This is a genomic window from Nonomuraea sp. NPDC049400, from assembly GCF_044466425.1.
Taxonomy (GTDB): domain Bacteria; phylum Actinomycetota; class Actinomycetes; order Streptosporangiales; family Streptosporangiaceae; genus Nonomuraea.
In genome coordinates this window covers 97,827-123,140 of sequence record NZ_JBITMP010000005.1, presented here as the reverse complement: position 1 = coordinate 123,140, position 25,314 = coordinate 97,827, and the positions used below count along the sequence as shown (strand labels likewise).

Genomic DNA, 25,314 nt, shown 5'->3' with positions numbered 1-25,314 from the left:
GATGGACTTCGCCGACGTGCTGCGCAAGCGCCAGATGATGCGCAGCTACAAAGATCAGCCCGTGGTCGACGAGGTGTTGCAGCGCATCCTGCAGGCGTTGCGGCGGGCGCCCAGCGCGGGTTTCAGCCAGGGGCACCGGCTCGTCGTCGTCACCGATCCCAAGCTCCGGCAGCAGGCCGCCGACATCGCCGAGGGCCGCTACGTCGACCTGGGCTTTCCCCGGTGGATCGCGTCGGCGCCGGTGCACATCTACCTGTGTACGCGGGAGCAGTCGTACCACGAGCGTTACGGGGGCGCGGAGGAGGTCAGGCCCGGCTACACCGAGATTCCCTGGCCCGTGCCGTTCTGGTGGTTCGACTGCGGCGCGCTGTTCATGCTGCTGCAACTGGCCGCGCTCAACGAGGGGCTCGCGACCGGCTTCTTCAGCTCCGTCTACACCGATGAGCTGGCCGACCTGGCGGAAGTGGCCGGCCTACCGGACGACCTCGCCCTGGCCGGCGTGATCACCGTCGGCCACCCGGACCACGACCGCGTGCTGCCCGTGCCGCCCAACGCCGCGACCCGCCTGCCCAACGACCAGCTCATCGAATGGCGGGTGTGACTGGTGAAACCGCGCATCGTCGTCCTCGGGGGCGGCATCGCCGGCCTGGCGGTCTCCATCGGCCTGGTACGGCACGGCTATCCGGTCACGCTGATCGAGCGGGACCCGCCGCCTCCCGCCAACCCCGAGCTGGACCCCTTCCTGGCGTGGAAGCGCCGTGGTGTGCCGCAGTTCCGCCTGCCGCACGGCTTCTCCGCCCGGGCGCGCACGCTGCTTGCGGCGCACGCGCCCGAGGTCCTCGACCAGCTCAGGGCCGACGGCATCGAGGAGGTCAACGTCTTCAAGACGTTCATCCCGCCGGAGCTCTGGGAGCCCTCCGACGAGGAGTTCACCGTCGTGTGGGCCCGCCGGTCCGCCTTCGAGCTCGCGCTGCGGCGCTGTGCCGAGGCCGAGCCCGGCATCACCTTCCTCTGCCCCGAGGTCGTGGACGGGTTGCGCTTCGCGCCGGGAGAGCCGGGGCCGCCGCGGGTCACCGGGGTCCGCCTGGCCGACGGCCGCGAGCTGGCGGCGGATCTGGTGCTCGACTGCGGTGGCGGTCGCTCACGGGTCTCCCGGTGGCTGGCCGCCGCCGGCGTTCACGTCCAGACCGACACCCAGGACTGCCAGACCGTCTACTTCAGCCGGTACTACCGTTTCACGCCCGGCTGCGCCCTGCCGAAGAACGCCATGCTCGTCCGGGGCGAGCTCGAAAGCCTCATGTACATCGGCTTCCCGGGAGACCACGACACGTTCGGCCTCTGCCTCGAGGTCCATCCCAGCGAGAACCTGCAGCCGCTGCGCAACACGTGGACCTGGGAGGCCGCCGCGCGCAGCATCCCGGCACTGGCGCCGTGGATCGACCCGGCCAACGCCACCCCGCTGGCGGGCGTCCAGATCATGGGCGGGCACCACAACGTCCGCCGGCGCTTCGTCGTCGACGGGCGGCCGGTCGTGACGGGACTGCTGCCCGTCGGGGACGCGCTGTGCACCACCAACCCCGCCTACGGCTGGGGGGCGTCGATGGCGCTCACTTATGCCTTCGCCGCCGCGGAGGCGGTCGCCGCACATGACCGCGATCCGGTGGCCATGGCGCTCGCGTACGACGCCGCCACCGCCGCCGAGGCCGACGCCGTCTATCGGGAGTCGGCGGCGATGGACCGGGCCCGCATCTACCGGATCACCGGTCAGGACGTGCCCGAGCACGATCGGGCCGAGATGGAGCGGCAGCGGCTCATCGCCGAGGGCGTGGCCGCGGGGGTGCTGTCCGACGTGGAGCTCTCCCGGGCCTTCTGCCGCCGGATCAACCTGACGGGGCCCGCCGAGGCCGTGATCAACAATCCCGAGATCGTCCTGCGGGCCGAGGACAACCTGCGCCAGCTCCAGGCCGCGCCCCCCGCCGAGCGGGGGCCGGGCAGGGCGGAACTGCGGGAGATCGTCCTGGCGGCCGACGCTCGCGGCGGCGGGGTCGGAGAGGGGGAGCCGGCGCGGCTCGAAAGCTCGCCCGCCTGACCGCGTAAAAGGTGGCCGCACCGCGTACGCACGCGGTGCGGCCACCTTTTTCTGACCGGTTATGCCGAGTAGGCCGCGGTGACCTCGTAGATGCCGAACGGCCGGCCGCCGGGCGCCCGCTGGTGGCGGCGGAGCGGAGCCGTCGTGTCGCGGTGCCCCACGCCCTCCTCCCAGCGGCGGAACGCGGCGAGGCTCTCCCACTCGCTCATCACGACGAACGCCGCGGGGTCGTCGGCGGCACGCAGCAGCTCGTTGCCGAGCAGGCCGGGCGTGCCCGACAGGGCGCTGCTGATCTGGTGGTAGGCCGCCTCGACGGCGTCCGGCTCCTCGGACGGCGCGGCGGCGTAGATCAGCACCCTGGCGCGTGCGGTGGGCATCAGCGCTTTCCCCCCATCGCGTACACGACCTGCATGGTCGTCATCGTCCCGCCGGAGCGGAACGGGTGGAGCTTGGTGCGGTGCTCGAGATGCCCGGGGCTGTGCTCGAACTCGCGGAAGCGCGGCTCGTCGGCCCAGTCGCTCATGATGTAGTAGACGCCTTCCTCCTCCTCGCTCTTGGCGAGCCACTGGCCGAGGTTGGCGGGGTGGTCGGTGACGGCCTTGCCGACCTGGTACCACGTCCGCTCGAACTCCTCCTCCATGCCGGAGTGGATGTTCATGCGCAGCAGGACACGGAAGACGGGCTGAGACTGTGACATGAGATGACCTCAATCCTCGGGTTGGAGAAACTCGCGGTTCAACCGTTCACGTGCGTAGAGCCGGGTGAGTCTGTGCATTCCGTAGCGGATGCTGCCGGCGTCGTCCGCCCGGACGTCGAGCAGGTGGCAGCCGGCGAGGCGGGTCAGGCGCGCCTCCACCGCGTCGGTGGCGTTGCCGAGCAGGCCGGCGGCGGTCACGGCGGTGAAGTCCTGCGCGGGCAGCAGGCTGAGGAGGCGGAGCGTGCTGCGGTCGTGCGGGTCGAGCCGGAAATAGGCGTGGTCATAGTCCGCGCGTACGTCGAATTCGGCGAACCGCAGCTGGTCGAGGGGCGCCGGGGACGACTCCAGCAGCGCCGCCATCTTCTCCAGCGACCAGACCCTGGCGGCGGCGAGACGGGAGCCGACGCATCGCAGTGCCCGGGGCAGCCGCCCGCACAGCTCGGCGATCTTCTCGGCGTACTCCGGCTCGGCGGCCACCCGGTCGGCCCCGATGATGCGGCTGAGCAGCTGCGTGCCCTCTGACAGGCTCATGACGCCGAGCTCGACGTTGGTCACGCCCGGCATGCTCTGCAGCCCCTCGCGGCTGGTGACGATCACGACGCAATGGGGCGTCGCGGGCAGCAGGGGGGTCACCTGGGCGGCCTCGCTGGCGTTGTCGAGGACGACCAGGATTCGCCGGTTGTTGCTCCAGGTGCGGAAGAGGTTGCTCCGCTCCTCGAGCGTCGGCGGGATCTGCTGGTCCGGCACGCCTACCGAGCGCAGGAAGCCGGCGAGCACGTCGCCCGGCGCCGCGGGGGTGGCCGAGGCGCCGTGGAGGTCGGTGAAGAGCTGGCCGTCCGGGAACTGGGCCCGATGCAGGTGCGCGGCGTGCAGCGCCAGGGTCGTCTTCCCCACGCCGCCCATCCCGGTGATCGAGATCGTCCTGGCCGCGGTGCTGCCGGGCTGAGGCGCGGCGAAGACCTGGGCCAGCCGGGCGAGCTCCGCCACGCGTCCCGTGAAATCGGATATGTCGGGCGGCAGCTGCGCGGGAACGGTCAGCGCGGCCGGCGGCTGGGTGGTGCCCTGTGGCCGGGCGGGGGCGGTCCCGGCCGGTTTGGGGCCGTCGGTGCTCAGCAGCGACTGGTGGAGGCGCTGCAGGGCGGCGGACGGTTCCAGCCCGAGCTCGTCGATCAGCACCTTGCGCAGCTGCCGATAGACCTCCAGCGCCTCGTACCGGCGCCCGGACCGGTTCAGTGCCGTCATGAGGTCGCCGTAGAAACGCTCGTGCAGGGGATAGCTGTGCACGAGCGTCTTCAGCTCGCTGATGAGCTCGCGATAGCGGCCGAGGCGCATGTCGGCCTCGATGTGCAGCTCCAGGGCCCGCAGCCGGTTCTCCTCCAGGCGGGTCACATGGGCGGAGAGGATCTCCCCCGTGGTGACACCGAGGAGTGCCTGGCCACGCCACACGCCCAGCGCCTCGGACAGCAGCTCCCCGGCGCGCTGCGCGTCGCCGCTCTCCAGCGTCAGACGGCCCTCACGCGTCGCCTTTTCAAAGATGCCGACATCGACGCTTTCGTCAGGGACCTCCAGCAGATAACCGCACTGCTGCGTGTGCAAACGGGCCAGTCCGGACGGGTCGAGGACTTCTTTCCTGAGTTTGTAGATGTAGGTCTGCAGGGTGGTCATCGCGCTCTCGGGCGGATGATCTCCCCATAACTCGTCGATGAATTCACTGATTTGCACGATCTGGCCCTTGCGGACCAGCAGAAACGCCAGGACCTGGCGGACCTTGGGTGCTGTGGGAGTGATGTCCCTGCCCTCGTGTATAACCGCGAGCGGGCCGAGTATGCGGAAGCTCATTGTGCCCTTCAATCTGCGCACGGCATGTTGAGGGAATCAACGTTGATTCCGGCGGAATTCGGACGTCCGGCATCAATTCCACTCGAAGGCTAATTTTTGAGCTTCTTTGCTACAACCCCTAGGGTTGCGGGTCGCGGCCTACTCGTGAGTACTAGGGGTGATCCGGCACAGCACGGCGCCGGACGAGACGCTCTCTCCCGGGGTCGCGGACAGGCCGGCGACCACACCTGCTTTGTGGGCGGTGACGGGCTGCTCCATCTTCATCGCCTCGATGACCAGGACGGTCTCGCCCTCCTCGACGGTGTCGCCGTCGGCCGCGAAGACCTTGACGACGGTCCCCTGCATCGAGCTGACCAGCGCGTCGCTGTCGGCGGCGGCCAGCTTCGACGCCTTGGCGGGGGCGCGGCGGGGGGCCGCCGCCGGCGCGCCGCCGTTCGCCGGAGCGCCGTTGACCAGGGCGGGAGGCAGCACGACCTCGAGGCGGCGGCCGTCCACCTCGACGCTGACGCGCTCACGCGGAGCGGCCTCCGCCGGGGCGTCGGGCTGCGGGTGCGGCTCGATGGGGGTGGCGAACTCGGTCTCGATCCACCGGGTGTGCACCGCGAACGGCTCGCCCGTGAAGGCGGGCTCCTCCACCGCGGCGCGGTGGAAGGGCAGGAGCGTGGGCAGCCCCGCGATCTCGAACTCGGCCAGCGCCCGCCGGGCACGCCGCAGCGCCTGTTCCCGATCGCCGCCGGTCACGATCAGCTTGGCGATCAGCGAGTCGAACTCCCTCGGCACGTCCTGGCCTGAGGTGTACCCGGAGTCCAGCCGCACGCCCGGTCCGCTCGGCGGCTGGAAGTCCGCGATCGTGCCGGGGGCGGGCAGGAATCCGCGCCCGGCGTCCTCGGCGTTGATGCGGAACTCGATCGAGTGGCCGCGCGGCTCCGGGTCGTCGTAGCCGAGGGGCTCGCCCTGCGCGATGCGGAACATCTCGCGCACCAGGTCGATGCCCGTCACCTCCTCGGTGACCGGGTGCTCGACCTGCAGCCGGGTGTTGACCTCGAGGAAGGAGACGACGCCGTCCAGGCCGATGAGGAACTCGCAGGTGCCCGCACCGACATAGCCCGCCTCGCGCAGGATCGCCTTGGAGCTGGTGTGGAGCTGCTCACGCTGCTCGACGGTCAGGAACGGGGCCGGCGCCTCCTCGACGAGCTTCTGGTGACGCCGCTGCAGCGAGCAGTCCCTGGTCGACACCACCACGACCGTGCCGTGCGCGTCGGCCAGGCACTGGGTCTCCACGTGGCGTGGCCGCTCCAGGTACCGCTCCACGAAGCATTCGCCGCGGCCGAAGGCGGCGACCGCCTCGCGTACCGCCGACTCGTACGCCTCCGGGATCTCCGCCGTCGTGCAGGCGACCTTCAGCCCCCGGCCGCCTCCGCCGTACGCCGCCTTGATCGCGATCGGCAGCCCGTGCTCGGCGGCGAAGGCCAGCACCTCCTCCACCCCGGCGACCGGCTCGCCGGTGCCGGCCACCATCGGCGCGCCGACCTTCTGCGCGATGTGCCGTGCGGCGACCTTGTCGCCCAGCGCCCTGATCGCGGCGGGCGGCGGGCCGATCCAGGTGAGCCCCGCCTCGAGGACCGCCTCGGCGAAGTCGGCGTTCTCGGCGAGGAACCCGTAGCCGGGATGGACGGCGTCCGCGCCGGAACGGGCGGCGACGGCCAGCACCTTGTCGATGGCCAGGTACGTCTCTGCCGGGCTGGTCCCGCCGAGCGCGTACGCCTCCTCTGCGAGCTTGACGTGGAGGGCGTTCAGGTCCTGCTCGGAGTAGATGGCGACGCTGGTCAGGCCCACGTCCTTGCAGGCTCTGACGATCCGCACCGCGATCTCGCCACGGTTGGCGACCAGGACCTTGGAGATGGCGCTCATGACGTCCTCGCCAGAGTCCGGCCGAGCACGCCGCGGAGCGTCGCCTCGGGGTCCGTGCCCGGCGAGGGCCCGCACCAGGCCACGTAGCCGTCGGGCCGCACGAGGACCGCGCCGTCCCGGCCCACGCCGTAGCGCTCCTCCCAGGTGCCGTCCACGTCGACCAGCTCCCTGCCGACGCGATAGGCCCGCAAGGGGACGCCCGAGGAGGCGGCGCACTTGTCCGCCGCCTCCGTCCACCCGGCGCCGTCAGCCCCCGTGAGCAGGACGAACGCATCGTGGAACAGGTCGTGCACCGTGATCCGCCGGCCCTCGTGACGCAGCCACAGGTGCGGCGCGCGGGCGCCGGGAACGGCTCGTGGCACCACCTGGTCGCCGTAGACCGAGTCGTGCCCGTAGCGCTGGCCGAGGGCGCACACCAGGTCGTCGACGTCGTCCTCGTACGGCTGGTCGGAGAACCTGGCCTGCTGCCGCCGTACGGTGATGTCCGCCAGCGTCCGCGCCACCGGCCTGCGCTCGGCCTCGTAGGTGTCGAGCAGGCTCTCTCCCGCCCACCCGTTGAGCACCCCGGCGAGCTTCCAGGCCAGGTTGTGCGCGTCCTGGACGGCGGCGTTCGCCCCCATCGCACCCGCGGGCGACCAGACGTGCGCGGAGTCGCCGGCCAGGAAGACCCGGCCGTCGCGGTAACGGTCCGCGACCCCCACGGCCTCCTCCCAGCAGGCGATGTCCAGGACCGTGACGGGGATGTCCCGGCCGATGACCGTTCTGGCCACCTTCTCGCAGCGCGCCGGGGTGAAGTCGGCGGCGGACTCCTTGGCGGGGTCGTAGGTGAAGCTGATCGCCCACTGGCCGGGGACCGCGGTGGTGAGGAACGAGCCGAAGCCGATCTCGGCGTTGACCACGATCCAGAGCATGGCCCGCTGGGGCAGGAGTTCGGCCAGATCGGCCTCGACGATGAAGGTGACCCAGTTCTGGGTGACTCCAGGCCCCGTGTGGTCGATGCCCAGCCGGCGCCTGATGGCGCCGCGGAAGCCGTCGGCAGCCACCAGATAGTCCGAGCGAATGGTGCGGCGCTGCCCGCTGACCCGGTCCTCGGTCACCGCCGTGACACCCTCGGCGTCCACCTCGACCGAGAGGCACTGCGTGTTGAACCGGATGTCGGCTCCCAGGCCACGAGCGGCCTCGATCAGGATCGGCTCCACGCTGCGCTGGTCGGCCATGACGTACTCGCCGGCGGTCAGCTCGGGAAAGGTCCGCGGCGAATCGTCGTCCAGCAGCCAGGTCCACTCGCTCGCCAGGCTCTCGCACCGGACGACACCCGACTCGGTGTCGAAGGGCGCGCCGGCCGCCGCGATGCGCGAGGCCAGGCCCAAGGGGCGGTAGAGCTCCATGGTCCGCTGGTTGATCCCGCGTGCGCGGCCCTGGATGGACACGCCCGACTGCTTGTCGACCAGCACCGGGCGCACGCCGTGCCCCGACAGGAACAGTGCCGAGGCCAGGCCCGCGTATCCGCCACCGACGATGAGGACCGGGGCGTTCTCGTCAGGCGTCGTCATCAATGGTCTCCTTCTCCGGCTGCATCGGTGCGCTTGCCGGAGGGTTCCACGGCAGGCTCAAGCCTCGCTCGGGTCGCGGGCGGCTTCGAGTCTCATCCGAGTACGGCGGTGCATGCTGCCTGCCGTACAGACCGGGATTTCCTTGGGAGGACAGGATGCCCTTCACGGCGATCGTCTATGACATCAAGAGCGGCTACGAGGACCAGGTGGCGGAGGTCTTCTCCGGCTTCCAGCGGCCGAAGTCGGCGGTGGTGCCGGGGGCCGGCGGCGAGCAGGCCGGGCGGATCCTGGCCACGGCGGTGTTCATCAGGGACAACCTGCTGGTCCGGTTCATCGAGTTCGAAGGCGACCTCGACGCCGTGGCGCGGCACATGGCCGTCCAGCCGGGCGTTCAGGAGGTCGAGCGCAAGCTCAAGCCGTACCTCAACTCTCCTCGCGACACCGCCACCCCCGAGGGGTTCGTCCGCACGTTCAAGAGCAGCATGCTGCGCTCCGTCACCCAGCTCGCCGTGCCGCGGTGAGTCGAGGGCGCCTCCAGCACTGCTCGAGGCATCGACCACCGCCCCGTGGTGCCCTGGGCGCATGCGGATAATCTTCACGACCTGGGCGTGGCCGTCCCACTTGTACGCGATGGTGCCGCTCGCGTGGGCCTGCCGGGCCGCCGGGCATGACGTGCTGGTGGCGAGCCAGCCGGAGCTCACCGGCGCGATCCTGCGTACCGGCCTGCCGGCGGCGCCGGTCGGCCGGGACGTGGACGCGGTGGCGACCTTCCACGACATCGTGTTCCCGCCGCCGTCGGCGCAGCGGCCGGCCGGTGGCGGGCCGCGGGTCTTCGGCCTGCTGGCCGAGCTGGCGGAGGCGATGACGGACGATCTCATCGCGCTGGCCGGGCGGTGGCGCGCGAACCTCATCGTGTTCGAGCCCACCGCCTTCGCGGGACCGCTGGCCGCCGCCGCGCTGGGCATCCCGGCCGTGCGGCACCTGTTCGGCACCGACCTGATGAGCGTCGTGGGGCGGTTCCTTCCGGACGCGCTCGCCCCGCTCAGCGCGAAGCTGGGGCTGGACGCCGTCGATCCGTTCGGCGTGGCGACCGTGGACCCGTGCCCCGCCGGGCTGCAGGTTCCCGTCGGCTCCCGCCGGCTGCCGATGCGCTATCTCCCGCACAACGGTCCCGGCAGTCTGCCCGCGGGGCTGCCCGAGCCGTCCGGCCGTCCGCGCGTGTGCGTCACCTGGGGCACCACGCCGAGCCGGGTGGCTCCGGAGCTCTTCCTTGCGGGGGAGGTGGCCAGGGCGATCGGCGACCTCGACGTGGAGGTGGTGGTCGCGGTCACGCCGGAGCAGCGGCCGCTGCTCGGCGAGCTGCCGCCCGGCACGTACGTCACCGAGGGAACGCCGCTGGATCTCCTGCTGCCGGCCTGCGATTTCGTCGTGGCCCACGGCGGCGCGGGCACCCTGCTGACCGGGCTGGCGCACGGGCTGCCGCAGCTGCACCTGCCGCGGCTGCCCGATCACCAGCGCCACTCCGGGCGGCTGGCCGAGACAGGCGCCGGCCTGGTGCTCCCGGCGCCGGACGCGGAGCCGAAGGCCATCAGAGAGCACCTCACGGAGTTGCTGGCGAACCCGGACTTCCGAGTCGCCGCGCGGCGGCTGCAGGCCGAGATGTCCGGCCAGCCGTCCCCGGCTCAGGTCGTGAACGCTCTTGAAAGCCTCCTCGTCGAGCCGGGCGCGAGCCGCCCTCAACCGTCTGCGGTGACTGTCGAACAATGAGATCCACCCCGAAATTCGCGCACGAGTCATTCGCTCGGCGACACCGTGGCGGGATGCTGCTCGAAAGGCATGGCATCGATCTCTACCCGCATCCCTTTCTCGGCTTCACCCTCCCTCCCGGGCACCGTTCGCCCATGCTGAACACCGATGAGGAGGGGTTCCGCCTCTCCGACTCACCGTTCGGCACGGTGGACACCACCTCGTGGCTCGCCGCGGGCGGTGGCGGGATCATGCTGGGCAACTCGGTGGCCGTCGGTCTCGCGGCGACCTCCGACCGCAACTCGCCCGCTTCGCATCTGGCCTTCATCTCCGGGACCCGGCAGCTCAACCTGGGCCTGTGCGCGGCGGTCTCGCTCCAGGAACTGGTCGCCGCCACCCCGTTCCTGCACGCCGCGTCCACCGTGGTGATCATCGGCGGGGGCTCCGACTTCGTCAATCTCGTGGGCTCGCTCGACCCGGGCGGGCTGTTCGGCGCCGTCTCCTACGAGCGCACCTTCGCCGAGCTCGCCGAGATCCCGCTGTTCGACCTGGCCACCCTCGCCGCCGGCGAGGCGGTCCCCGATCTCGAGTCCCGCCGCCTCAAGCGCGGCAAGCCCGCCGCCTGGGACCTCGCCGAGACCGTGCCGCGGATGGAGGCGGCCGCCCGCAGGCGGCTCGAGCATCTCGCGTTCCTCGCGCGGGCGACGGGCGGTCGTACCCGGATCCTGTTCTGCCTGCAGCCGTTCGTGACCTCGCGCACGAGAGATCTCAGCCCCGAGGAGAAGGCACGGTTCGACTTCGACGCCCCCGTGTTCGGCATCCTGCACAGCGCCATCGAGAAGAACTGGGACGCCTACGCCCGCCTGTTCGCCAAGGGCTGCGCCGATCTGGCGATCTCCTTCCTGAACCTGTCCGCCGACTTGTTCGAGGGCGACGCGTTCGCGGACATCGTGCACTTCACCGATGACGGCAACCGGCAAGCCGCGGAAATGATCCACCGGGCGCTCGAGGGCGCCGCCTAAACCGAGAGGAAACATGATGTCCCACGTGGCGATCCAGGCTGAGCGGCTCCAGCAGATCCGTGACATCCTCGTCGACGTCCTGGAGATCGAGCCTGACGAGCTGACGTACACCAGCGACTTCGTCAACCAGCACGGCGCCGACTCGTTGCTGGCCATCGACATCATCGCCAGCATCGAGCGGTCCATGGGCGTGCGCATCCCGAGCGAGGCCCTTCCCGAGATGGTCAACCTGGGGGCCGTGGTGGAGCTCGTTCTCCGTTACGAGGACACCGATGCCTGAAACGGCGTCGCGCCGGGTCGTGGTCACCGGGCTCGGAGCGGTGAGCAGTCTCGGAACCGGGGCCCGCGCCTTCGCGGACGCCATCAGAGCGGGGCAGAACGGCGTGTCGCCCATCCGGAGTTTCGACGCCAGCGGGTTCCCGCACACCTACGCCGGCGAGGTCCACGACTTCGACCCCCGTCAGGTGCTGCGCAGGCTGCGCGCCGAGGAGTGGGGCAGCAGCAGCCTGCTCGCCGCCTCCGCCGCCCGGCTGGCGCTGACCGACGCCGAGATCGATCCCGCTCAGGTCTCGGCCGCGCGTGCGGGCTCGGCGATCGGGACGACGTTCGGCGAGTCGGTGGTGATCGAGAAACTGGTGAGCCAGTGGGTCGACGAAGGGCTCAAGGACATCGACCCGGTCCTCGCCCGCCGGGCGCCGGCCAATCGCATCGCCGCCGCGGTCAACGCCGAGCTCGCCCTCACCGGGGAGGCCCACACGATCGCCACGGCCTGCTCGGCGAGCAATTACACGCTTGGTTATGCCTATGACCTGGTGCGTACCGGTGAGGCGGACTTCATGATCAGCGGCGGGGCCGACTCGGTCAACCGCTGGGAGCACGCCGGCTTCTACCGGCTCGGAGCGCTGGCCGAGTCGGTGTGCCGGCCCTTCGACACGCACCGCTCGGGGATCCTGACCGCGGAAGGCGGGGTCGCGCTGTTCCTCGAGCCGCTGGAGGGGGCTCTCGCCCGGGGCGCCCGCATCTATGCGGAAGTGCTCGGATACGGCGTCAACTGCGATGCCAAGCACCCGGTGGCGCCCGACCCCACCAGCATCGCGGAGTGCATCCGGGCCGCGCACCGCAACGCCGGGGTACGCGCTGACGAGATCGACTACATCTGCGCGCACGGCACGGGAACCCCGACCAACGACGCCACGGAGGTGAAGGCGGTGCGGGAGGTGTTCGGCGACAAGCTGCCGCCGATCAGCTCGATCAAATCCATGATCGGCCACACGATGGGCGCCGCCAGCGGCTTCGGCGCGCTGATCTGCTGCATGGCGCTGCATGACGGGTTCCTGCCGCCCACGGCCAACGTGACGGAGATCGATCCGGCGCTGGGGCCCGGGGTGGACTGCGTCCCCGGGACGGGCCGTCCGGCCTCGCCGCGGATCGTGCAGAACCACGGCTTCGCCTTCGGCGGGAACAATGCGATCACCATTCTGGGGAGGGTCGCGTGACGACGTCGGCGCCACTCGTGATCACCGGTTGCGGCGTGGTCTCGCCTTCGGGCATCGGCCTGGAGGCGCTCACCGCTCCGCGGAACGGGACCGGGCAGGCGGAGCCTCCCGAAGGGGAGTTTCCGCCCATCCCGCTGGCGGTGATTCCCGATCTCAGGGTCGAGGATTATCTGGGCAAAAAGGGAATCAGAACCCTCGACCGGACCACGCGGCTCGCCCTGGTGGCGAGCAACCGGGCGCTGGCGACGCTGGACACCGCTCTGAGCGACGAGGACCGCGCGCGAACCGGCGTGGTGATCGGGACCAGCACCGGCAGCATCCGCAGTTCCTCCGAGTTCTCCCGCGAGACGCTGGTGCGTGAGAAGCCCTACCTGGTGCAGGCCACGCTGTTCCCGCCGTCGGTGATGAACTTCTGCGCGAGCCAGATCGCCATCTGGAACTCGCTGCGCGGCGTGAACGCCACGATCGCCGACGGCCGCGTGTCGGGCCTGGGCGCGGTCAGCTACGCCAGGAACGCGATCATCCAGGGCCACATCGAGCGTGCGCTGGTCGGTGCGGTGGAGGAGCTGTGTCCCCAGTCCGCATGGGCCTGGCACCTGTCCGGCGCGCTGGCGCCGGACGCCGCGGTGGGGGAGGGGGCGGCGGTGTTCGTCATGGAGACCGCCGAAGGCGCCGCCGCCGCTGGCCGCGCGCCGCTGGCCGAGGTGCTCGCCTGCGAGGTCGGCACCCTGGGCATGTCCGACGTACGGCAGGGCCTGGCCACCTGCATCGGCCGGGCACTGCAGCGCAGCGGCGTGCCCGGCGCGGCGGTCACCACGGTCTCCTTGAGCGCGTCGGCCCTGCGCGGGCTGAGAGCGGCCGAGGAGGCCGGCGTCCGCAGCGCCCTGGGCGGGTCGCTGCCCGCGCAGCTCAGGACGGCGGGCCTGCTCGGCGAGAGCTTCAGCGCCACTGCCGCGCTGCAGCTGGCGGACGTGCTCGCGGCCTGGCGCGCCGATTCCGTCGCCGCCGGTGCGGTGGCGCTGGTCGTCGTCACCGGCGACGACGGGAACGTCGGCTGCCTGGTGCTGCGCCGCCCGCCCGGCCAGGCCGACGCCTGAAAGAGACGGCCCGGAGAGCGTGCTCACTCACGCTCTCCGGGCCGGTTCCATGTTCTCAGGAGACCGTGTTCTCAGGAGACCGTCCGAAGCGCGCGCTCGCGCTCCCCGGGCTGGTCGGCCACGCGGTTCATCGCCAGGCGCAGCAGCGGCGGCGCCATCAGGGACGTGATGACGGCGACCAGGATGAGGATGGTGTAACTCGCGGTGTTCAGCACTCCGAGCCGTAGGCCCACCATCGCGACGATCACCTCGATCACGCCCCTGGCGTTCATCCCCGCCCCCAGCGCGAGAGCCTCCCAGCCCGTGAGACGGCTGCTCAGCGCGCCGATGAAGGCGCCGACGAACTTGCCGGCGATCGCGATCACCACCACCAGGAGAGCGGCCAGCAGGATCGTGGAGTCGCCGAGCGCCGTCAGATCCATGCGCAGTCCCGCCGTGGCGAAGAAGATCGGGGCCAGGACGGCCAGCACGACCGTGCGCAGCGGCGCGAGGAGGCTCAGGTCGAAGCCGGGCGCCTGGCCGATGAGAATGCCCAGGACGAAGGCGCCGAAGACGGCCTCCAGCCCGAGGGCGTGAGTGGCGGCGGCGCCGCCCAGGAGCAGGACCACCGCGGCGGCCAGCGCCGGCCCCGGCGAACCCGACCTGGTGACCGGCCGCAGGAGCACCCCGACGGCCGTCCGCCCGACCGTGACGACGATCAGGACGAAGACCGCCAGGGCGACCAGGGACTGGACGATGCTGCCCGCGCGCAGGCCGGTGGTCGCCATGGCGGAGACCACCGACAACATCAGCCAGCCGAAGACGTCGTCGATCGTGCCCGCGGCCAGGGTGAGCTGGCCGACCTCACGGTGGAGCAGGTTCATGTCCATCAGCGTCTTGGCGATCACCGGGATGGCGCTGACGCACAGCGCGACGCCGAGGAACAGGGCGAAGACCGTCCTGTCGCCCTGCGCGGCCACGAGCGATCCGGGCAGCAGCAGCCCCACCCCGACGCCGCAGAGCAGCGGTACCACGAGTCCGGCGACGCTGACCCTGACGGCTGTCGTGCCCTTGCGTTTGATCAGGTCGAGGTCCAGATGCATGCCGGTGATGCCGACCAGCAGCAGGACCCCGATCTGGCCGACCGCGTCGAGCAGGTGGAACTGGGCGGCGTCCCTGGGCAGCAACCAGTCCGACACCTCCGGCGCGACGTGGCCCAGCAGGGAGGGGCCGAGCAGGACGCCGGTGCCCAGTTCTCCCACGAGCGCGGGCATGCCGAGCCGGGTGGCGAGCCTGCCGAGCACCAGGGCGACCAGCAGGAGCAGCCCGACCTGGAGCAGGAAGATCAGGAGACTGTCCGCCGCGATGGGCGGCACCGGATTGGTGACGTGCATGCTCAGCCCCTCAGCGCCCGCCGGCGGTGTGCACGACTTCGCCGTTGATGTTGCCGTTCGCCTCGGAGCACAGGAAGACGATGAGGCGCGCGACGTCGTCCGCCGTGCTCAGGCGCCCGCTCGGGGTCTCCTGCACGGCCCGCTCCAGGAGCACGGGGTCCACTGCCTCCAGGCTCTCCGTCAGCGTGCCGCCGGGCGCGACCACGTTCGCGAGCACTCCGTCGCGCGTCCACATCAGCCCGCGGACGAACCCGTGCAGCGCCGCCTTGGCCGCGCTGTAGAGCTCGGAACCGGGATTCCCGTGGGTCGCGGTGACCGAGGAGAGCAGCACGATCCGGCCCCATCCCCGCTCCCGCATGCCGCCCAGCGCCTGGCGGACGGTCCACAGGTGGCCTTCGACGTTCTCGCGGAACAGCCCGAGCCAGTGGTCCATGGGGAAGTCCTGGTAGGGCGGGATGTCCTCCGGATTGATCCACACCCACGACTGCGCGTTGGCCACGACGACGTCGACCCCGCCCCAGCGCTCCTCGACGGCCGACACGGCCTGCCGGATGGAGTCGGGATCGGCCAGGTCGTACGGCAAGGCGCACGCGCGGTCCTCGCCGCCCAGCTCCTCCACCACGCGCTTGGCCGCGGCATCGGAGGTGTGATACGTGATGGCGACCCGCGCCTGCTCCGCGGCGAAGACGCGGGCGGTGGCCAGGCCGATGCCCCGCGTGGCGCCGGTGATCAGTACCCGCTTGTCCGCCAAGCCAAGATCCATGTGACGTCCTTACATCGGCGTTCGGAACCACAAATCTGCGGCAGCGGGCTCGAGAACGGCTTGGCACCGCCTGGTGCCGGGCTCCAGAGGGCTTCTAGGGCGGGTCTCTACTTTCCGGAGCGGAGTTCACGACGCGACAGGGGAAGGCCGATGCTGCACGAAGAGCTCATGGAGATCAGGGACCCGGTGTTACGGAAGGTGCAGGACCATCCGTTCTGGTCCGGCCTTCGCGACGGCTCGCTGCCCGGCGAAGCCCTTGCCTATTTCGTCCAGCAGGACACCGGTCACCTGCTGCCCGCCTACGCCCGGGCGCTGGCGAGATGCGCCGCGGCGGCTCCGGACGACGCCGACGCGTTCCTGCTCGGCCAGTCCGTGGCCGGCACGCTCGAGGCCAAGGACCGCCTGCGCCAGGCCTACACCGGGCTGGCAGGAGAGCTCGGCCTGCCGCAGCTCGGCGAGCAGATCCCGGTGGATCCGGCCACGCACGCGCACGCCTCGTTCTTCGCGGCGGCCACCGCGCGCTCGTTCTACGCCGGGATCGGCGCGTTGCTGCCCATGGTGTGGTTCAACGCCGAGGTGTCGGACAACCTGAAGCTCAACGCGGCGCCCGGCTCGCGCTATCTGCCGTGGATCGAGGTCTACCACCCGGGAGAGGACTACGGGTACGCCGTGCAGGCGTTCCTGGACATGATCGACCGGGCCGGCGAGAGCTGCTCGGCCGCGGAGCGTCGGCTCATCGTCGAGCAGTTCTCCACCAGCATCCGTTACGAATGGGCCTTCGCGGAATGCTGCCTGCGGCAGCCCTCCTGGCCGGTTTGAGGAGAAAGGTCGCCGAATGACTACGGAAACCGCAATTCCCTACCCCTTCGCGTGGACACCGCCCATGGAGGTGCCCGAGGGGCTGCGTGGCCTGCGGAGCAAGGCTCTCGTCGAGGTCAGGCTGCCCAGCGGTGACACGGCGGTGATGGTGACGCGCTACAAGGATGTCAGGAAGCTCTTCGCCGACGAGCGGCTGAGCAAGAACATCGCCAGGCCCGGTGTCGCGCGGATCTCCGCGGACAACGAGCTGTTCGTCGACCCCGAGATCGACGCCGACCCGCCGGACCACACCAGGATGCGCAGCCTGGTGACCAAGGCGTTCACGGCACGCCGGATCGAGCGGCTGCGGCCCTATGCGCAGGCGACCGTGGACCAGCTGCTGGACGAGATGGAAGCCGGGCCCAATCCGGTCGACCTCAACGAGGCCGTCGCCTTTCCGCTCCCGATCCTGGTGATCTGCAAGCTGCTTGGCATCCCGCCGGAGGACAGAAACAGGTTCCGCCGGCTGGTGGACGGCTTCCTCTCGGTGACCAAGCTGCCCGCCGACGAGGTCGAGGAGTGCCGGAAGGGCCTGTGGGGCTATCTCGTCGAGCTGATCGCCGCCAAGCGGGAAGACTTGGGCGACGACCTGATCAGCGCCCTGATCAAGGTACGCGACGAGGACGACAACCGCCTGTCCGAGCACGAGCTGCACTTCTGGACCCAGAGCCTGCTCATCGCCGGCTACGTCACCACCGCCAGCCAGATCGGTACCGGGACCGCGGTGCTGCTCCACCGGCAGGACCTGGTCAAGGAGATCCGGGCCGACTACTCGCTGGTGCCGTCGGCGGTGGAGGAGCTGCTGCGTACGCAGATCATGGGCTCGTCCATCGGGACCCTGCGCTACGCGCTGACGGACATCCCGCTGTCCGACGGCACGGTGATCAAGGAAGGCTCCAGCGTCCTGCTGTCCGAGGAGTCGGCCAACATGGACGAGACCGTGTTCAACGACCCCTTCACGCTGGACATCCGGCGTAGGGAGAACCACCACATGACGTTCGGCGCGGGCATCCACTACTGCGTCGGCGCGGCGCTGGCCCGGATGGAACTCCAGGTGGCGACCGAGACCCTGCTGAGGCGGTTCCCGAACCTCCGCCTCGCGGTGCCCTCGGAGGATCTGCCCCGGGGACTGGGCGGGTTCATGGAGGGCTTCAGCGAGATTCCGGTCACGTGGTGACCGGGCAGCGCACCGCCCTCGTCACCGGGGCCAACCGGGGGATCGGCCGGGCCGTCGCCGCCGAACTGCACCGCAGGGGCCTGCGGGTGGTGGTGACCGCGCGGGACCCCGAGACGGCCCTCGCCACCGCCGCCGACATCGGTCCCGGCGCCTGCCCGCACGTCCTCGACGTCACCGATCCCACCGGCGTCATGCTGCTGCGCAAGGAGCTCGAGCACGTCGACGTGCTGGTGTGCAACGCCGGAGTGCTGCTCGACGCGCGCACCGACCCGCTCACCGCACCGCTCGACCTCGTCGATCGGACACTGCGGGTGAACCTGCTCGGCTCGTGGCGGCTGGCCCAGGCCTTCGTCCCGGCCATGATCCGCCGTGGCTGGGGCCGCGTGGTGTTGATCTCCAGCGGCACCACCGCCGAGTTCGGCGGCGCCCTCTTCGCCGGCGCACCCGGCTATTCGATCTCGAAAAGCGCCTTGAACGGGCTCACCACGATGCTGGCCGCCCAATGCGAGGGCACCGGGGTGCTGGTGAACGCGGTCAACCCGGGACGCGTGTGCACCGACATGATGCCCACCGGCCACATCACGCCGGAACAGGCCGCCCGGTTCATCGCCGACGTGGCGACCCTGCCGGCCGGCGGGCCGAACGGCAGCTTCCTCACCGAGAAACGCAGTCAGGCTTAAGGAGACAGCATGGAATTCGACCTGTCCGGCAAGACGGCCGTGGTCACCGGGGCCGGCGCCGGGATCGGGCTGGCGGTCACGCAGAAACTGGTCTCGGCAGGCGCTGAAGTCTTCGGCGGGGCGCGTACCGTCACCTCGGACCTGCTCGCCACGACGCCGCACACCCTCGAAGTCGACCTGCTCACCAAGCAGGGCCCGCAGTCGCTGATCGACGCGGCACTCGCCAAGTTCGGCGGCATCGACATCCTCGTCAACAACGTGGGCGGCGGCGTGAAACTCGCCTCGGGCTTCCTGGACATCGACGACGACGTCTGGCAGCACACGTTCGAACTCAATGTCCTCACCACGATCCGGGCGACCCGGGCGGCGCTGCCCAGCCTGATCGAGCGGAACGGCGCGGTCATCAACATCGGCTCGATGAACTCGAGCATGGTGGACCCGCGGCTCGGCCACTACTCGGCCGCCAAGGCCGCGCTCACCAACATCGGCAAGTCGCTGTCCGCGGAGTTCAGCTCACGTGGCGTCCGGGTCAACACCATCTCGCCCGGGCCGGTCCGTACCCGGCTGTGGACGAACCCCGAGATCGCGCGGCGCGCGGGGATGACCCCGGAGGAGTTCCTCGCCGCCGTGCCCAAGATGACGGGGCTCTCCACGGGGGAGCTGATCGACCCTGATGAGATCGCGACCCTGGTCGTCATGTTCGCCTCCGGCAAGGTCCGCAGCATCACGGGCGCGGAAGTCATGATCGACGCCGGCATGGCTCCTCCGGCTCACTACAATCGCCCCTCCTGAGGGGCCACGCACGAGGCCGGCTCGCCGCCACGCGGCAAGCCGGCCTTGATGGTGCGATGGCAGGGGAGGGCAGTGGCCCTCAGCAGGCGTCGCCGGCCAGGCGGCGGCGCTCCTCCGGGAGCAGGCCGCCCCAGATGCCGTGGTTCACCTGCAGCCGTACGGCGACGGCCAGGCACTGCTGGGCCACCGGGCAATCGCGGCAGATCGCCTTGGCGCGGTGGGCGGCGCTGTGGCCGGCGTCGTGGAAGAACAGATCGGGGTCGCTCTGCGCGCACCCGGCCCTGGTCGTCCAGTGCTCGGCGACCTGCGAGCGCTCCAGCCGCGTGAGGGCGTCGTCGCCGGGGTGGGCCGGAAGGGTGAACGTCTTCATGTCTGCCCCCTCGTTTCTCCCAGCGTGCACGCCGCGGCTCGACGCGTGTTCGATGTCCGCTGGACCGGCGGGAAACGGCGTCCAGACAAGGTCGAGCAGGGCAAGTGACAATCCATCACCTGCACGACGCCGAAGGAGGGTGAAGGGCGTGTTAGCTCGGCTTGCCAGAGGGCTCATCAAGTTCATCTGGGACGGCCTGGTGGGTGTTGGGCGCTTCTCCGGAATGGCTCCTTTCCTGGTGATCCCCCCGGACAACCCGCCTCCTTCTCTCCCGGAGGGACATCCGGAACAGCTCATCCCCGATGTGCCGCCGACCCCGGAGGAGGCGCGCCTCTGGAAAGAGCTGAACCGGCCCTGACCGCGGCGCTCACCAGCCCAGGTCGGCGCGCACCTGCTCCACGACCACCGGATCCATCTCCGCGGCCAGCGTCAACGCCTCCGCAAGTGCCTGCTCCGCCGTCGCCTGGTCTCCGGTGGCGGCGTGGGCCCCGCTGAGCTGGGTGAGCACCCGGACCTCGTACAGCGGAGCGTGGATCTTCCGGCAGAGCGCCAGCGCCTGGTCCAGATAGTGGATGGCCTTGTCCGGCTCCCCGCGGGCGGAGGCGAGCTCGCCCTGCCCGGTGAACCCCTTGACCTCGGCCAGCCGCGACCGGGCGCTGCCCGCCAGATCGATGCACCGGTCGAGCGCGGTGGCCGCCTCGGAGAACTCGCCGCGGCGCAGCCGCGCGAGCGCCAGCTGGTGCAGCGTGTACGCCTCTCCGATGGCATCGTCCATCGCCTGCACCATCGTCAGCGACGACTGGAGCACGTCGACGGCGCGGGAGAGCTCGCCCGCGTGAATGTAGGCGTCGCCGAGCCAGCACAGCACCTGAGCCTCGACCCGCTTGCTCCCGGCCGTGCGGCTGAGCCGGAGCGACTCGTCGAGCAGCCGCTTGGCCTCGGCGGGGTCGCGTAGCTCCAGCCGCGTCCTGGCCAGGCTGTGCAGGACGAACGCGGCGGCGGCCAGGTCCCCGTTGGCGTGGAAGATCTTCAGTGCCCGGCGGTAACCGGCCTCGGCGGCGGTGAGCCGGCCGTACATCCGGTCCAGGAACGCGAGGTCGCGGATGGCCAGCGCCTCTCCCTGGTCGTTCCCCTCGGTCCTGAACATGTCGGCGGCCGACTCGAAGTCGCGCCGGGCGTCGTCGAAGCGCTGCTCGGCGCTGTGCAGCGAGCCGAGCGAGTAGAGCATCGTCGCCTGGCCGCGTACGTCCCCGGCCCGGCGGGCGGCCTCCAGGGCGACCTCGTGGGTCTGCCGCCAGTCGTCGTAGTAGATGCGCGCCTCGAACAGCGTCACCGAGGTGATCGCCAGGTCCCAGCACAGCTCGACGAGCCCGGCGCGGGCGGCCTGCCGGATCGCGGCCACCAGCGTCGCGCGTTCGCGCTCGAACCACTGCATCGGGACCCCGATGATCGTTTCCATCTGCTCGGGCGGGGCCGGCCAGGACGGCGCGGCGCCGCGCACCTTGACGTAGTCGCCGCCGTACTCCAGGCTGTGCGCCTGCTGGGCGAGGGCGAGCAGGGCGCTGAGCACCCGGGTCAGCTCGTTCTTGCGCTCCACCGCGGACTCTTCCGCCACCACCCGCTCCCGCGCGAACACGCGGGTCAGCTCGTGCAGGTGATACTGGGCGTGCCCGTCCTCCGCGCCGGACATCTTGATCAACTGGGCGTCGGACAGGTCGTCGAGCAGGTCCTCGGCCTCGCTGAGCGGCGCGTTGAGCAGTGCGGCCGCGGTCCAGCCGGAGTAGTGGGTGAAGTCGAGGATGGCCAGCCGCCGGAGCAGGCGGCGGGCCGGTTCGCTCATGCTCTCGTACGTCAGGGCAAGGCTGGCCCGGATCCCCATTTCGCCGTACCTGAGCTCGTCGAGCCGCCGTGCCTCGTCGGCGAGCCGCTCCACCAGGTGGCCGATGCTCCAGTTGGGGCGGGCGGCGAGCCGGGCGCCGGCGATGCGCAGGGCCAGCGGGAGGTGGCCGCAGAGCTGCGCCAGGGCCGCGGCGGGCTCCGGATCGGACTGGATGCGGTCACTGCCGGCGATGCGCTTGAGCAGGTTGATCGACTGTTGCGACTCGAACGTCTCGATCTCGACGGACATGGCGCCGGGCAGTCCCACCAGGCGGCTGCGGCTGGTGACCATGACGGCGCAGTCCGGGTAGCCCGGCACCAGCGGGAGGACCTGGCTCTCGCTGCCGGCGTCGTCGAGCACGATCAGCATGCGCCGGTTGGACAGCATGGTGCGGTAGACCTCGGCCCGCTCTTCCAGGCCGTCGGGTATCTCCGTGCCCGGCAGCCCGAGGGCGCGGAGGAAGCGTTCGAGCACCTGCTTGGGATGGACCGTGGGCGATGCGGCGCCGTGCAGGTCGGCGAAGAGCTGGCCGTCGGGGAACCTGTCGGCGATGGCGTGCGAGGTGTGCACGGCGATGGCGGACTTGCCCACCCCTGGCTTGCCGTAGATGACCACGACCGGTACGGCGAGCTGGGCGTGGTCCGAGGTCAGCAGCTGTCGTATCGTCTCCACCTGCTGCCGGCGGCCGGTGAAGTCGGCGATGTCGCTGGGTAATAATCGCGGCGTGCCCGAGGGGACGGCGGGCGGGGATTCGCGTGCGGGTGCGGGCGGGGCCGGGGCGTTGAGGCTCTCGTGCGAGGTGAGGATCGCCTGGTGCAACTGGCGGAGCTCCTCATTGGGCTCCAGGCCCAACTCCTCGATCATGGTCTCTCGTGTGTGCTGATAGACCCGTAACGCCTCGGCCTGCCGTCCGGAGCGGTACAGCGCGGTCATGAGCTGGCCGCGTAAGCGCTCGCGGAGGGGGTGTCGCTCGACGAGCTCGGTGATCTCGGCCACCAGCTCGCGATGCCGGCCGAGCTCGAGTTCGAGCTCGATGCATTCCTCGTTGACGGTGATCTGCCGCTCGGTGAACCTGGTCACCGCCGAGCGGACCAGCCGGCTCTCGATGCCTTCCAGCGGCCCGGTGCACAGGGTGAGCGCCTCGCGGTAGCCGCGTACGGCGTTGTCGACTTGCCCGGCGTCACGCGCGCGCCGTGCTTCGACGGTGAGCCGGCGGAATCGCTGGGCGTCGATCTCGTGGTCGTCGCAGCGGAAGATGTATCCCTGCGACTCGGTGGTGATGATGTGGGGGTACCCGTACGACGCGAACAGGCGCCGCAGGGACGAGATGCAGATCTGGATCTGCGCCCGCGACGTGGCCGGCGGGTCGTCGCCGTAGATCGCCTCCATGAGCCGGCGGACCGAGACGACGCGCCCCGCCTCGAGCAGGAGCACGGCGAGAACGGTCTGCTGCCGAGGGCTGCCGAGGTCCAGCCGCTTCCCCTCAATCGTGATCTCCAAAGGGCCGAGGATCCGAATCTCCACCCCGTGTCTCCCGTTCAGCCCGGTGATGGCGTACGAGCAGCCGACATCACTGGTACGCCCATCACCGCCATCCGCGCAGGATAGGCCCCCTGACCGGCTGCGATAGAGGCCCGATGGATTGCCCCTTACTCGCGGAGTGTACAGCGCGGTGCATTTGGAAGCCAGATAAAATCTATTTCTTCGTGATCTGTTCGCGACGAGGTCGCCTCTCATGCCGCAGCGGTACTCCATTGTCCTGATCCTGTGTGCACACGTGAAAGAGAAAACGGCCGCCCCTATGTCTTCGGCCTGACGAGAAGGTCAGACCAAGGGGCGGCCGCTAGGGCTTGTGCCGGGGAGCGCCGGGTCAGTCCCAGGGGGTGCCATCCCCGTGCATGGAGCCTAGATTTGCCGACAGTGCGACCGAGGCGCCGGCGGGAAGGGCGCCGGCCCAAAGGATTCCCGCGGAGAGGGCCGCGGACAGAGCGAGCGCGATGATGCTTTTCGAGATACGACGCCACATCATGTTTTACCTCGCGTTAACAATTGGGGCGCCTGCCGCCGCCCGGCGGGCTGCCTGTTGATCCGAAGCTATGAGCGCCCTCCATCCATTCATTATCCGTTCCCTTCTCGGGCGGCATCCTCCCAGGTCAGGGCGGAGATAGAGGGGGGTGGACCGGTCGGCGGCCGATGAATAGGGCCCCGCTGTCCCGCGACCTCGCGTTACCTCCGCGCACGGGCTCCCGGATCGCCCCCTGGCCGCCGCTGATACCACGAAGCGGAAGAAAAGGGAAGACCGTCCTGCCGGTGCTCGAACATTCGCTGACCGATTATATTTCCGGTATATCTCCGGAGTTGCGGGCGTCCTTGACTGCGAACATCACCACGCGGATCCCGGGTTGAATCGCCGCATATCCCGTCGGGGCGAGTTGTGCGAAATGCGGCCACGCAGGTTATGGCGGCAACCGCCGGCTGTCATGAGCGAGCCGCTTTCTGAGTTCCGGCCGCGCTCGCCAGGATAGCGTTATCACCAGGATTTCCCGCCGGCCCAGGACCGGCTTTCCTGCGAGAATCGGGAGCTGTTTTCCTCCCCGGGTCGCCCGCGCGAAAACCGGGGGTGCCCGGCCGGCCGCCGGTGACGGTTCTCGAGGAAATCGAAGTCCATTTTCCGGAGACCGGTCGGGGCGGGCGCGTGTTCGTGTGCGGCTCGCCGGAGAGTGTCCCGTGTCCGGCCACGCTACGATCAACGTGCCGGTGCGGAGGGTGGAGCTGATCCAACGCACGAGTGGAGCCCGGCCGGCCCGCCATGCGCCGTGATTGACCAAGGTAATGCCACGTTTCCCCTGTTCATCCGCACAGTGCTCGTAACTGCCCGATGCCGCCGCAAAGGGCTCGTCATGGCTCAAACGCGCATGGTTATCGAGCCGGCCGGACGATAACCGCGAGGCTCCGAACTCGGCTTGCTGTATTCATCGGAGCTGTTCCACGAGGCGACGCCTGACTTGTCACGTGAGGTTTGCGCGTGGTCGCGCGACGTGTTAGACCCCGAGCCGGGAGGGAAATGGTTCTCAGCTTCCCGGTCGCCGTGGAGCGCGCCATGCCCTGCGCCCAGGCGGGCCGGATCTAATGGACGGTCCGCAAGCCGCCGAGAAGGCGCCTGCCGGTCCATCCGCACAACGACCGCGGCACTGGCACGGCGCCGGTGGAGCGGCCCCTACCGAGCCGGGTAAGAAGGGCTCCAGTTCGGCAACGGTGAACCGGCCGGCAACGTGTGCCAGATCACTCTTACGCCGGTCTTGTTGACACTCGGACTTGACCTTGGTAATGAGTCTCCGACATCCGCTAAATCCGGCGTGCCATCGAATTACCGGTGCATCGGCGCCACTCTCGCGGGCAGAGATCTCGCGCGTGCCCCGGTCTCCGGCTCGCACCAGGACGCGATCAAGGACGGCGTCGGGCCCTGGCGCGCGAGGCGACCGGGCGGGAACGATCCCCGGATCCGCGGGACGCCCCCGGTGTGGATCATGCTCCGGACGTCTTCGCACGGCCGCACGCCGCGATGGCCAAGCAGGCGAATAGCAGCTGGAAGGCGCAAGGATAGAAAGCGTCGGAATGGTGAAGACATGAATATCTCTGCGCAGGTGCTCGACGGAGTGTACGGCCGGCCGGCGTCGGGCCTGCGAGTACGTTTGGAGCAGTCGGTTGACGGCTTGTGGGACGACATCGGGAGGGCTGAGACCGACGGCGACGGAAACGTCAGCAAGTGGGCCGAGTCGACGCTGTCTCGCGGGCTGTATCGCGTGGTCTTCGACAGTGACTACTATTTCTCCGGCCTCGGCATCGAGGCGATCTATCCGGAGATCGTGGTCGTGTTCCGCATCCGCGACGAGTCCGGCGTCTGCCAGATTTTGATCATGCTGTCTCCGAGCACGTACTCCGCGTACTTCGGCACCAGGAGTTGAACGCCGG

The 25,314-nt window shown here is 70.1% G+C and carries 23 protein-coding genes; 14 read left to right on the top strand and 9 right to left on the bottom strand.

Features of this window, described 5'->3' with window-relative positions; genetic code table 11:
* The first annotated feature begins 1 nt into the window (after position 1).
* Positions 2-601 (top strand): nitroreductase family protein, encoded by a 600-nt coding sequence (locus ACIBVN_RS08655; protein ID WP_397134129.1) that lies wholly within the window; start codon positions 2-4, stop codon positions 599-601.
* A 3-nt stretch (positions 602-604) separates the two neighbouring features.
* Positions 605-2,089: an FAD-dependent oxidoreductase gene (locus tag ACIBVN_RS08650; protein ID WP_397134127.1), complete on the top strand. Its 1,485-nt coding sequence runs from the start codon at positions 605-607 to the stop codon at positions 2,087-2,089.
* A gap of 59 nt (positions 2,090-2,148) precedes the next feature.
* Here the strand turns inward: ACIBVN_RS08650 and ACIBVN_RS08645 are convergent, their stop codons facing one another.
* The 5 genes from ACIBVN_RS08645 to ACIBVN_RS08625 all read right to left on the bottom strand — a co-directional run bounded on the left by ACIBVN_RS08645 (position 2,149) and on the right by ACIBVN_RS08625 (position 8,089).
* Positions 2,149-2,466: an antibiotic biosynthesis monooxygenase family protein gene (locus ACIBVN_RS08645; protein WP_397134125.1), complete on the bottom strand. Its 318-nt coding sequence runs from the start codon at positions 2,464-2,466 to the stop codon at positions 2,149-2,151.
* Positions 2,466-2,786 carry an antibiotic biosynthesis monooxygenase family protein gene (locus ACIBVN_RS08640; RefSeq protein ID WP_349455486.1) on the bottom strand — a complete coding sequence of 107 codons (321 nt, stop codon included), beginning with the start codon at positions 2,784-2,786 and terminating at the stop codon, positions 2,466-2,468. Before ACIBVN_RS08640 ends, ACIBVN_RS08645 begins: the two co-directional genes overlap by 1 nt.
* A 9-nt stretch (positions 2,787-2,795) precedes the next feature.
* Positions 2,796-4,625 (bottom strand): BTAD domain-containing putative transcriptional regulator, encoded by a 1,830-nt coding sequence (locus tag ACIBVN_RS08635; RefSeq protein WP_397134122.1) that lies wholly within the window; start codon positions 4,623-4,625, stop codon positions 2,796-2,798.
* 138 nt (positions 4,626-4,763) lie between these two features.
* A complete protein-coding gene (locus tag ACIBVN_RS08630) occupies positions 4,764-6,527 on the bottom strand; it encodes an acetyl/propionyl/methylcrotonyl-CoA carboxylase subunit alpha (protein WP_397134619.1) in 1,764 nt (587 codons plus the stop codon).
* Positions 6,528-6,532: 5 nt separating this feature from the next.
* Positions 6,533-8,089 carry an FAD-dependent monooxygenase gene (locus tag ACIBVN_RS08625; RefSeq protein ID WP_397134120.1) on the bottom strand — a complete coding sequence of 519 codons (1,557 nt, stop codon included), beginning with the start codon at positions 8,087-8,089 and terminating at the stop codon, positions 6,533-6,535.
* Between the two features lie 155 nt (positions 8,090-8,244).
* On the opposite strand from ACIBVN_RS08625, the gene ACIBVN_RS08620 reads away from it, so the two are divergent.
* The 6 genes from ACIBVN_RS08620 (at position 8,245) to ACIBVN_RS08595 (ending at position 13,450) form a co-directional block, all read left to right on the top strand.
* The gene (locus ACIBVN_RS08620) at positions 8,245-8,610 is read left to right on the top strand and encodes a SchA/CurD-like domain-containing protein (RefSeq protein WP_397134118.1); all 366 of its coding nucleotides are present in this window, start codon (positions 8,245-8,247) and stop codon (positions 8,608-8,610) included.
* Between the two features lie 61 nt (positions 8,611-8,671).
* On the top strand, positions 8,672-9,856 hold the full coding sequence (locus ACIBVN_RS08615; protein ID WP_397134116.1) for a nucleotide disphospho-sugar-binding domain-containing protein: 1,185 nt from the start codon (positions 8,672-8,674) through the stop codon (positions 9,854-9,856).
* Positions 9,857-9,990: 134 nt separating this feature from the next.
* Positions 9,991-10,857: a hypothetical protein gene (locus ACIBVN_RS08610; protein WP_397134114.1), complete on the top strand. Its 867-nt coding sequence runs from the start codon at positions 9,991-9,993 to the stop codon at positions 10,855-10,857.
* 25 nt (positions 10,858-10,882) lie between these two features.
* Positions 10,883-11,137: an acyl carrier protein gene (locus ACIBVN_RS08605; RefSeq protein ID WP_349455480.1), complete on the top strand. Its 255-nt coding sequence runs from the start codon at positions 10,883-10,885 to the stop codon at positions 11,135-11,137.
* Positions 11,130-12,353, top strand: coding sequence for a beta-ketoacyl-[acyl-carrier-protein] synthase family protein (locus ACIBVN_RS08600; RefSeq protein WP_397134112.1), 1,224 nt, complete (start codon positions 11,130-11,132; stop codon positions 12,351-12,353). The genes ACIBVN_RS08605 and ACIBVN_RS08600 overlap by 8 nt, the downstream gene beginning before the upstream one ends.
* The gene (locus ACIBVN_RS08595) at positions 12,350-13,450 is read left to right on the top strand and encodes a beta-ketoacyl synthase N-terminal-like domain-containing protein (protein WP_397134110.1); all 1,101 of its coding nucleotides are present in this window, start codon (positions 12,350-12,352) and stop codon (positions 13,448-13,450) included. Before ACIBVN_RS08600 ends, ACIBVN_RS08595 begins: the two co-directional genes overlap by 4 nt.
* Before the next feature lie 71 nt (positions 13,451-13,521).
* On the opposite strand, the gene ACIBVN_RS08590 is transcribed toward ACIBVN_RS08595, so the two are convergent.
* Both ACIBVN_RS08590 and ACIBVN_RS08585 read right to left on the bottom strand, forming a co-directional pair.
* Positions 13,522-14,823 carry a cation:proton antiporter gene (locus ACIBVN_RS08590; RefSeq protein WP_397134108.1) on the bottom strand — a complete coding sequence of 434 codons (1,302 nt, stop codon included), beginning with the start codon at positions 14,821-14,823 and terminating at the stop codon, positions 13,522-13,524.
* 10 nt (positions 14,824-14,833) lie between these two features.
* Positions 14,834-15,586 carry an SDR family NAD(P)-dependent oxidoreductase gene (locus ACIBVN_RS08585; protein WP_397134106.1) on the bottom strand — a complete coding sequence of 251 codons (753 nt, stop codon included), beginning with the start codon at positions 15,584-15,586 and terminating at the stop codon, positions 14,834-14,836.
* A gap of 150 nt (positions 15,587-15,736) precedes the next feature.
* On the opposite strand from ACIBVN_RS08585, the gene ACIBVN_RS08580 reads away from it, so the two are divergent.
* From ACIBVN_RS08580 to ACIBVN_RS08565, 4 genes are read left to right on the top strand one after another with little or no spacing between them, the layout of a single operon-like run.
* Positions 15,737-16,405, top strand: a complete 669-nt coding sequence (locus ACIBVN_RS08580) for a TenA family protein (RefSeq protein WP_397134104.1) — start codon at positions 15,737-15,739, stop codon at positions 16,403-16,405.
* Positions 16,406-16,421: 16 nt separating this feature from the next.
* Positions 16,422-17,621: a cytochrome P450 gene (locus ACIBVN_RS08575; protein WP_397134102.1), complete on the top strand. Its 1,200-nt coding sequence runs from the start codon at positions 16,422-16,424 to the stop codon at positions 17,619-17,621.
* Complete coding sequence (locus ACIBVN_RS08570) at positions 17,618-18,301, top strand: SDR family NAD(P)-dependent oxidoreductase (protein WP_397134100.1); 684 nt, start codon at positions 17,618-17,620, stop codon at positions 18,299-18,301. Before ACIBVN_RS08575 ends, ACIBVN_RS08570 begins: the two co-directional genes overlap by 4 nt.
* 9 nt (positions 18,302-18,310) lie before the next feature.
* Positions 18,311-19,093 (top strand): SDR family NAD(P)-dependent oxidoreductase, encoded by a 783-nt coding sequence (locus ACIBVN_RS08565; protein ID WP_397134098.1) that lies wholly within the window; start codon positions 18,311-18,313, stop codon positions 19,091-19,093.
* A 79-nt stretch (positions 19,094-19,172) separates the two neighbouring features.
* On the opposite strand, the gene ACIBVN_RS08560 is transcribed toward ACIBVN_RS08565, so the two are convergent.
* Complete coding sequence (locus ACIBVN_RS08560; RefSeq protein ID WP_397134096.1) at positions 19,173-19,463, bottom strand: WhiB family transcriptional regulator; 291 nt, start codon at positions 19,461-19,463, stop codon at positions 19,173-19,175.
* A 148-nt stretch (positions 19,464-19,611) separates the two neighbouring features.
* Here ACIBVN_RS08560 and ACIBVN_RS08555 point away from each other — a divergent pair, with 148 nt between their 5' ends.
* The gene (locus tag ACIBVN_RS08555) at positions 19,612-19,821 is read left to right on the top strand and encodes a DUF6059 family protein (protein ID WP_397134094.1); all 210 of its coding nucleotides are present in this window, start codon (positions 19,612-19,614) and stop codon (positions 19,819-19,821) included.
* 9 nt (positions 19,822-19,830) lie between these two features.
* Here the strand turns inward: ACIBVN_RS08555 and ACIBVN_RS08550 are convergent, their stop codons facing one another.
* Positions 19,831-22,842: a BTAD domain-containing putative transcriptional regulator gene (locus ACIBVN_RS08550; RefSeq protein ID WP_397134092.1), complete on the bottom strand. Its 3,012-nt coding sequence runs from the start codon at positions 22,840-22,842 to the stop codon at positions 19,831-19,833.
* Between the two features lie 2,126 nt (positions 22,843-24,968).
* On the opposite strand from ACIBVN_RS08550, the gene ACIBVN_RS08545 reads away from it, so the two are divergent.
* Positions 24,969-25,307 (top strand): hydroxyisourate hydrolase, encoded by a 339-nt coding sequence (locus ACIBVN_RS08545; protein WP_397134090.1) that lies wholly within the window; start codon positions 24,969-24,971, stop codon positions 25,305-25,307.
* Positions 25,308-25,314: the final 7 nt, after the last annotated feature.

What these genes read in the sequence shown, in the direction of transcription:
- ACIBVN_RS08590 (WP_397134108.1), bottom strand. Translation starts at nt 14,823, where the DNA reads ATGCACGTCACCAATCCGGTGCCGCCCATCGCGGCGGACAGTCTCCTG.
- ACIBVN_RS08580 (WP_397134104.1), top strand. Translation starts at nt 15,737, where the DNA reads ATGCTGCACGAAGAGCTCATGGAGATCAGGGACCCGGTGTTACGGAAG.
- ACIBVN_RS08545 (WP_397134090.1), top strand. Translation starts at nt 24,969, where the DNA reads ATGAATATCTCTGCGCAGGTGCTCGACGGAGTGTACGGCCGGCCGGCG.
- ACIBVN_RS08635 (WP_397134122.1), bottom strand. Translation starts at nt 4,625, where the DNA reads ATGAGCTTCCGCATACTCGGCCCGCTCGCGGTTATACACGAGGGCAGG.
- ACIBVN_RS08600 (WP_397134112.1), top strand. Translation starts at nt 11,130, where the DNA reads ATGCCTGAAACGGCGTCGCGCCGGGTCGTGGTCACCGGGCTCGGAGCG.
- ACIBVN_RS08565 (WP_397134098.1), top strand. Translation starts at nt 18,311, where the DNA reads ATGGAATTCGACCTGTCCGGCAAGACGGCCGTGGTCACCGGGGCCGGC.
- ACIBVN_RS08655 (WP_397134129.1), top strand. Translation starts at nt 2, where the DNA reads ATGGACTTCGCCGACGTGCTGCGCAAGCGCCAGATGATGCGCAGCTAC.
- ACIBVN_RS08625 (WP_397134120.1), bottom strand. Translation starts at nt 8,089, where the DNA reads ATGACGACGCCTGACGAGAACGCCCCGGTCCTCATCGTCGGTGGCGGA.
- ACIBVN_RS08645 (WP_397134125.1), bottom strand. Translation starts at nt 2,466, where the DNA reads ATGCCCACCGCACGCGCCAGGGTGCTGATCTACGCCGCCGCGCCGTCC.
- ACIBVN_RS08615 (WP_397134116.1), top strand. Translation starts at nt 8,672, where the DNA reads ATGCGGATAATCTTCACGACCTGGGCGTGGCCGTCCCACTTGTACGCG.
- ACIBVN_RS08610 (WP_397134114.1), top strand. Translation starts at nt 9,991, where the DNA reads ATGCTGAACACCGATGAGGAGGGGTTCCGCCTCTCCGACTCACCGTTC.
- ACIBVN_RS08585 (WP_397134106.1), bottom strand. Translation starts at nt 15,586, where the DNA reads ATGGATCTTGGCTTGGCGGACAAGCGGGTACTGATCACCGGCGCCACG.
- ACIBVN_RS08620 (WP_397134118.1), top strand. Translation starts at nt 8,245, where the DNA reads ATGCCCTTCACGGCGATCGTCTATGACATCAAGAGCGGCTACGAGGAC.
- ACIBVN_RS08560 (WP_397134096.1), bottom strand. Translation starts at nt 19,463, where the DNA reads ATGAAGACGTTCACCCTTCCGGCCCACCCCGGCGACGACGCCCTCACG.
- ACIBVN_RS08640 (WP_349455486.1), bottom strand. Translation starts at nt 2,786, where the DNA reads ATGTCACAGTCTCAGCCCGTCTTCCGTGTCCTGCTGCGCATGAACATC.
- ACIBVN_RS08575 (WP_397134102.1), top strand. Translation starts at nt 16,422, where the DNA reads ATGACTACGGAAACCGCAATTCCCTACCCCTTCGCGTGGACACCGCCC.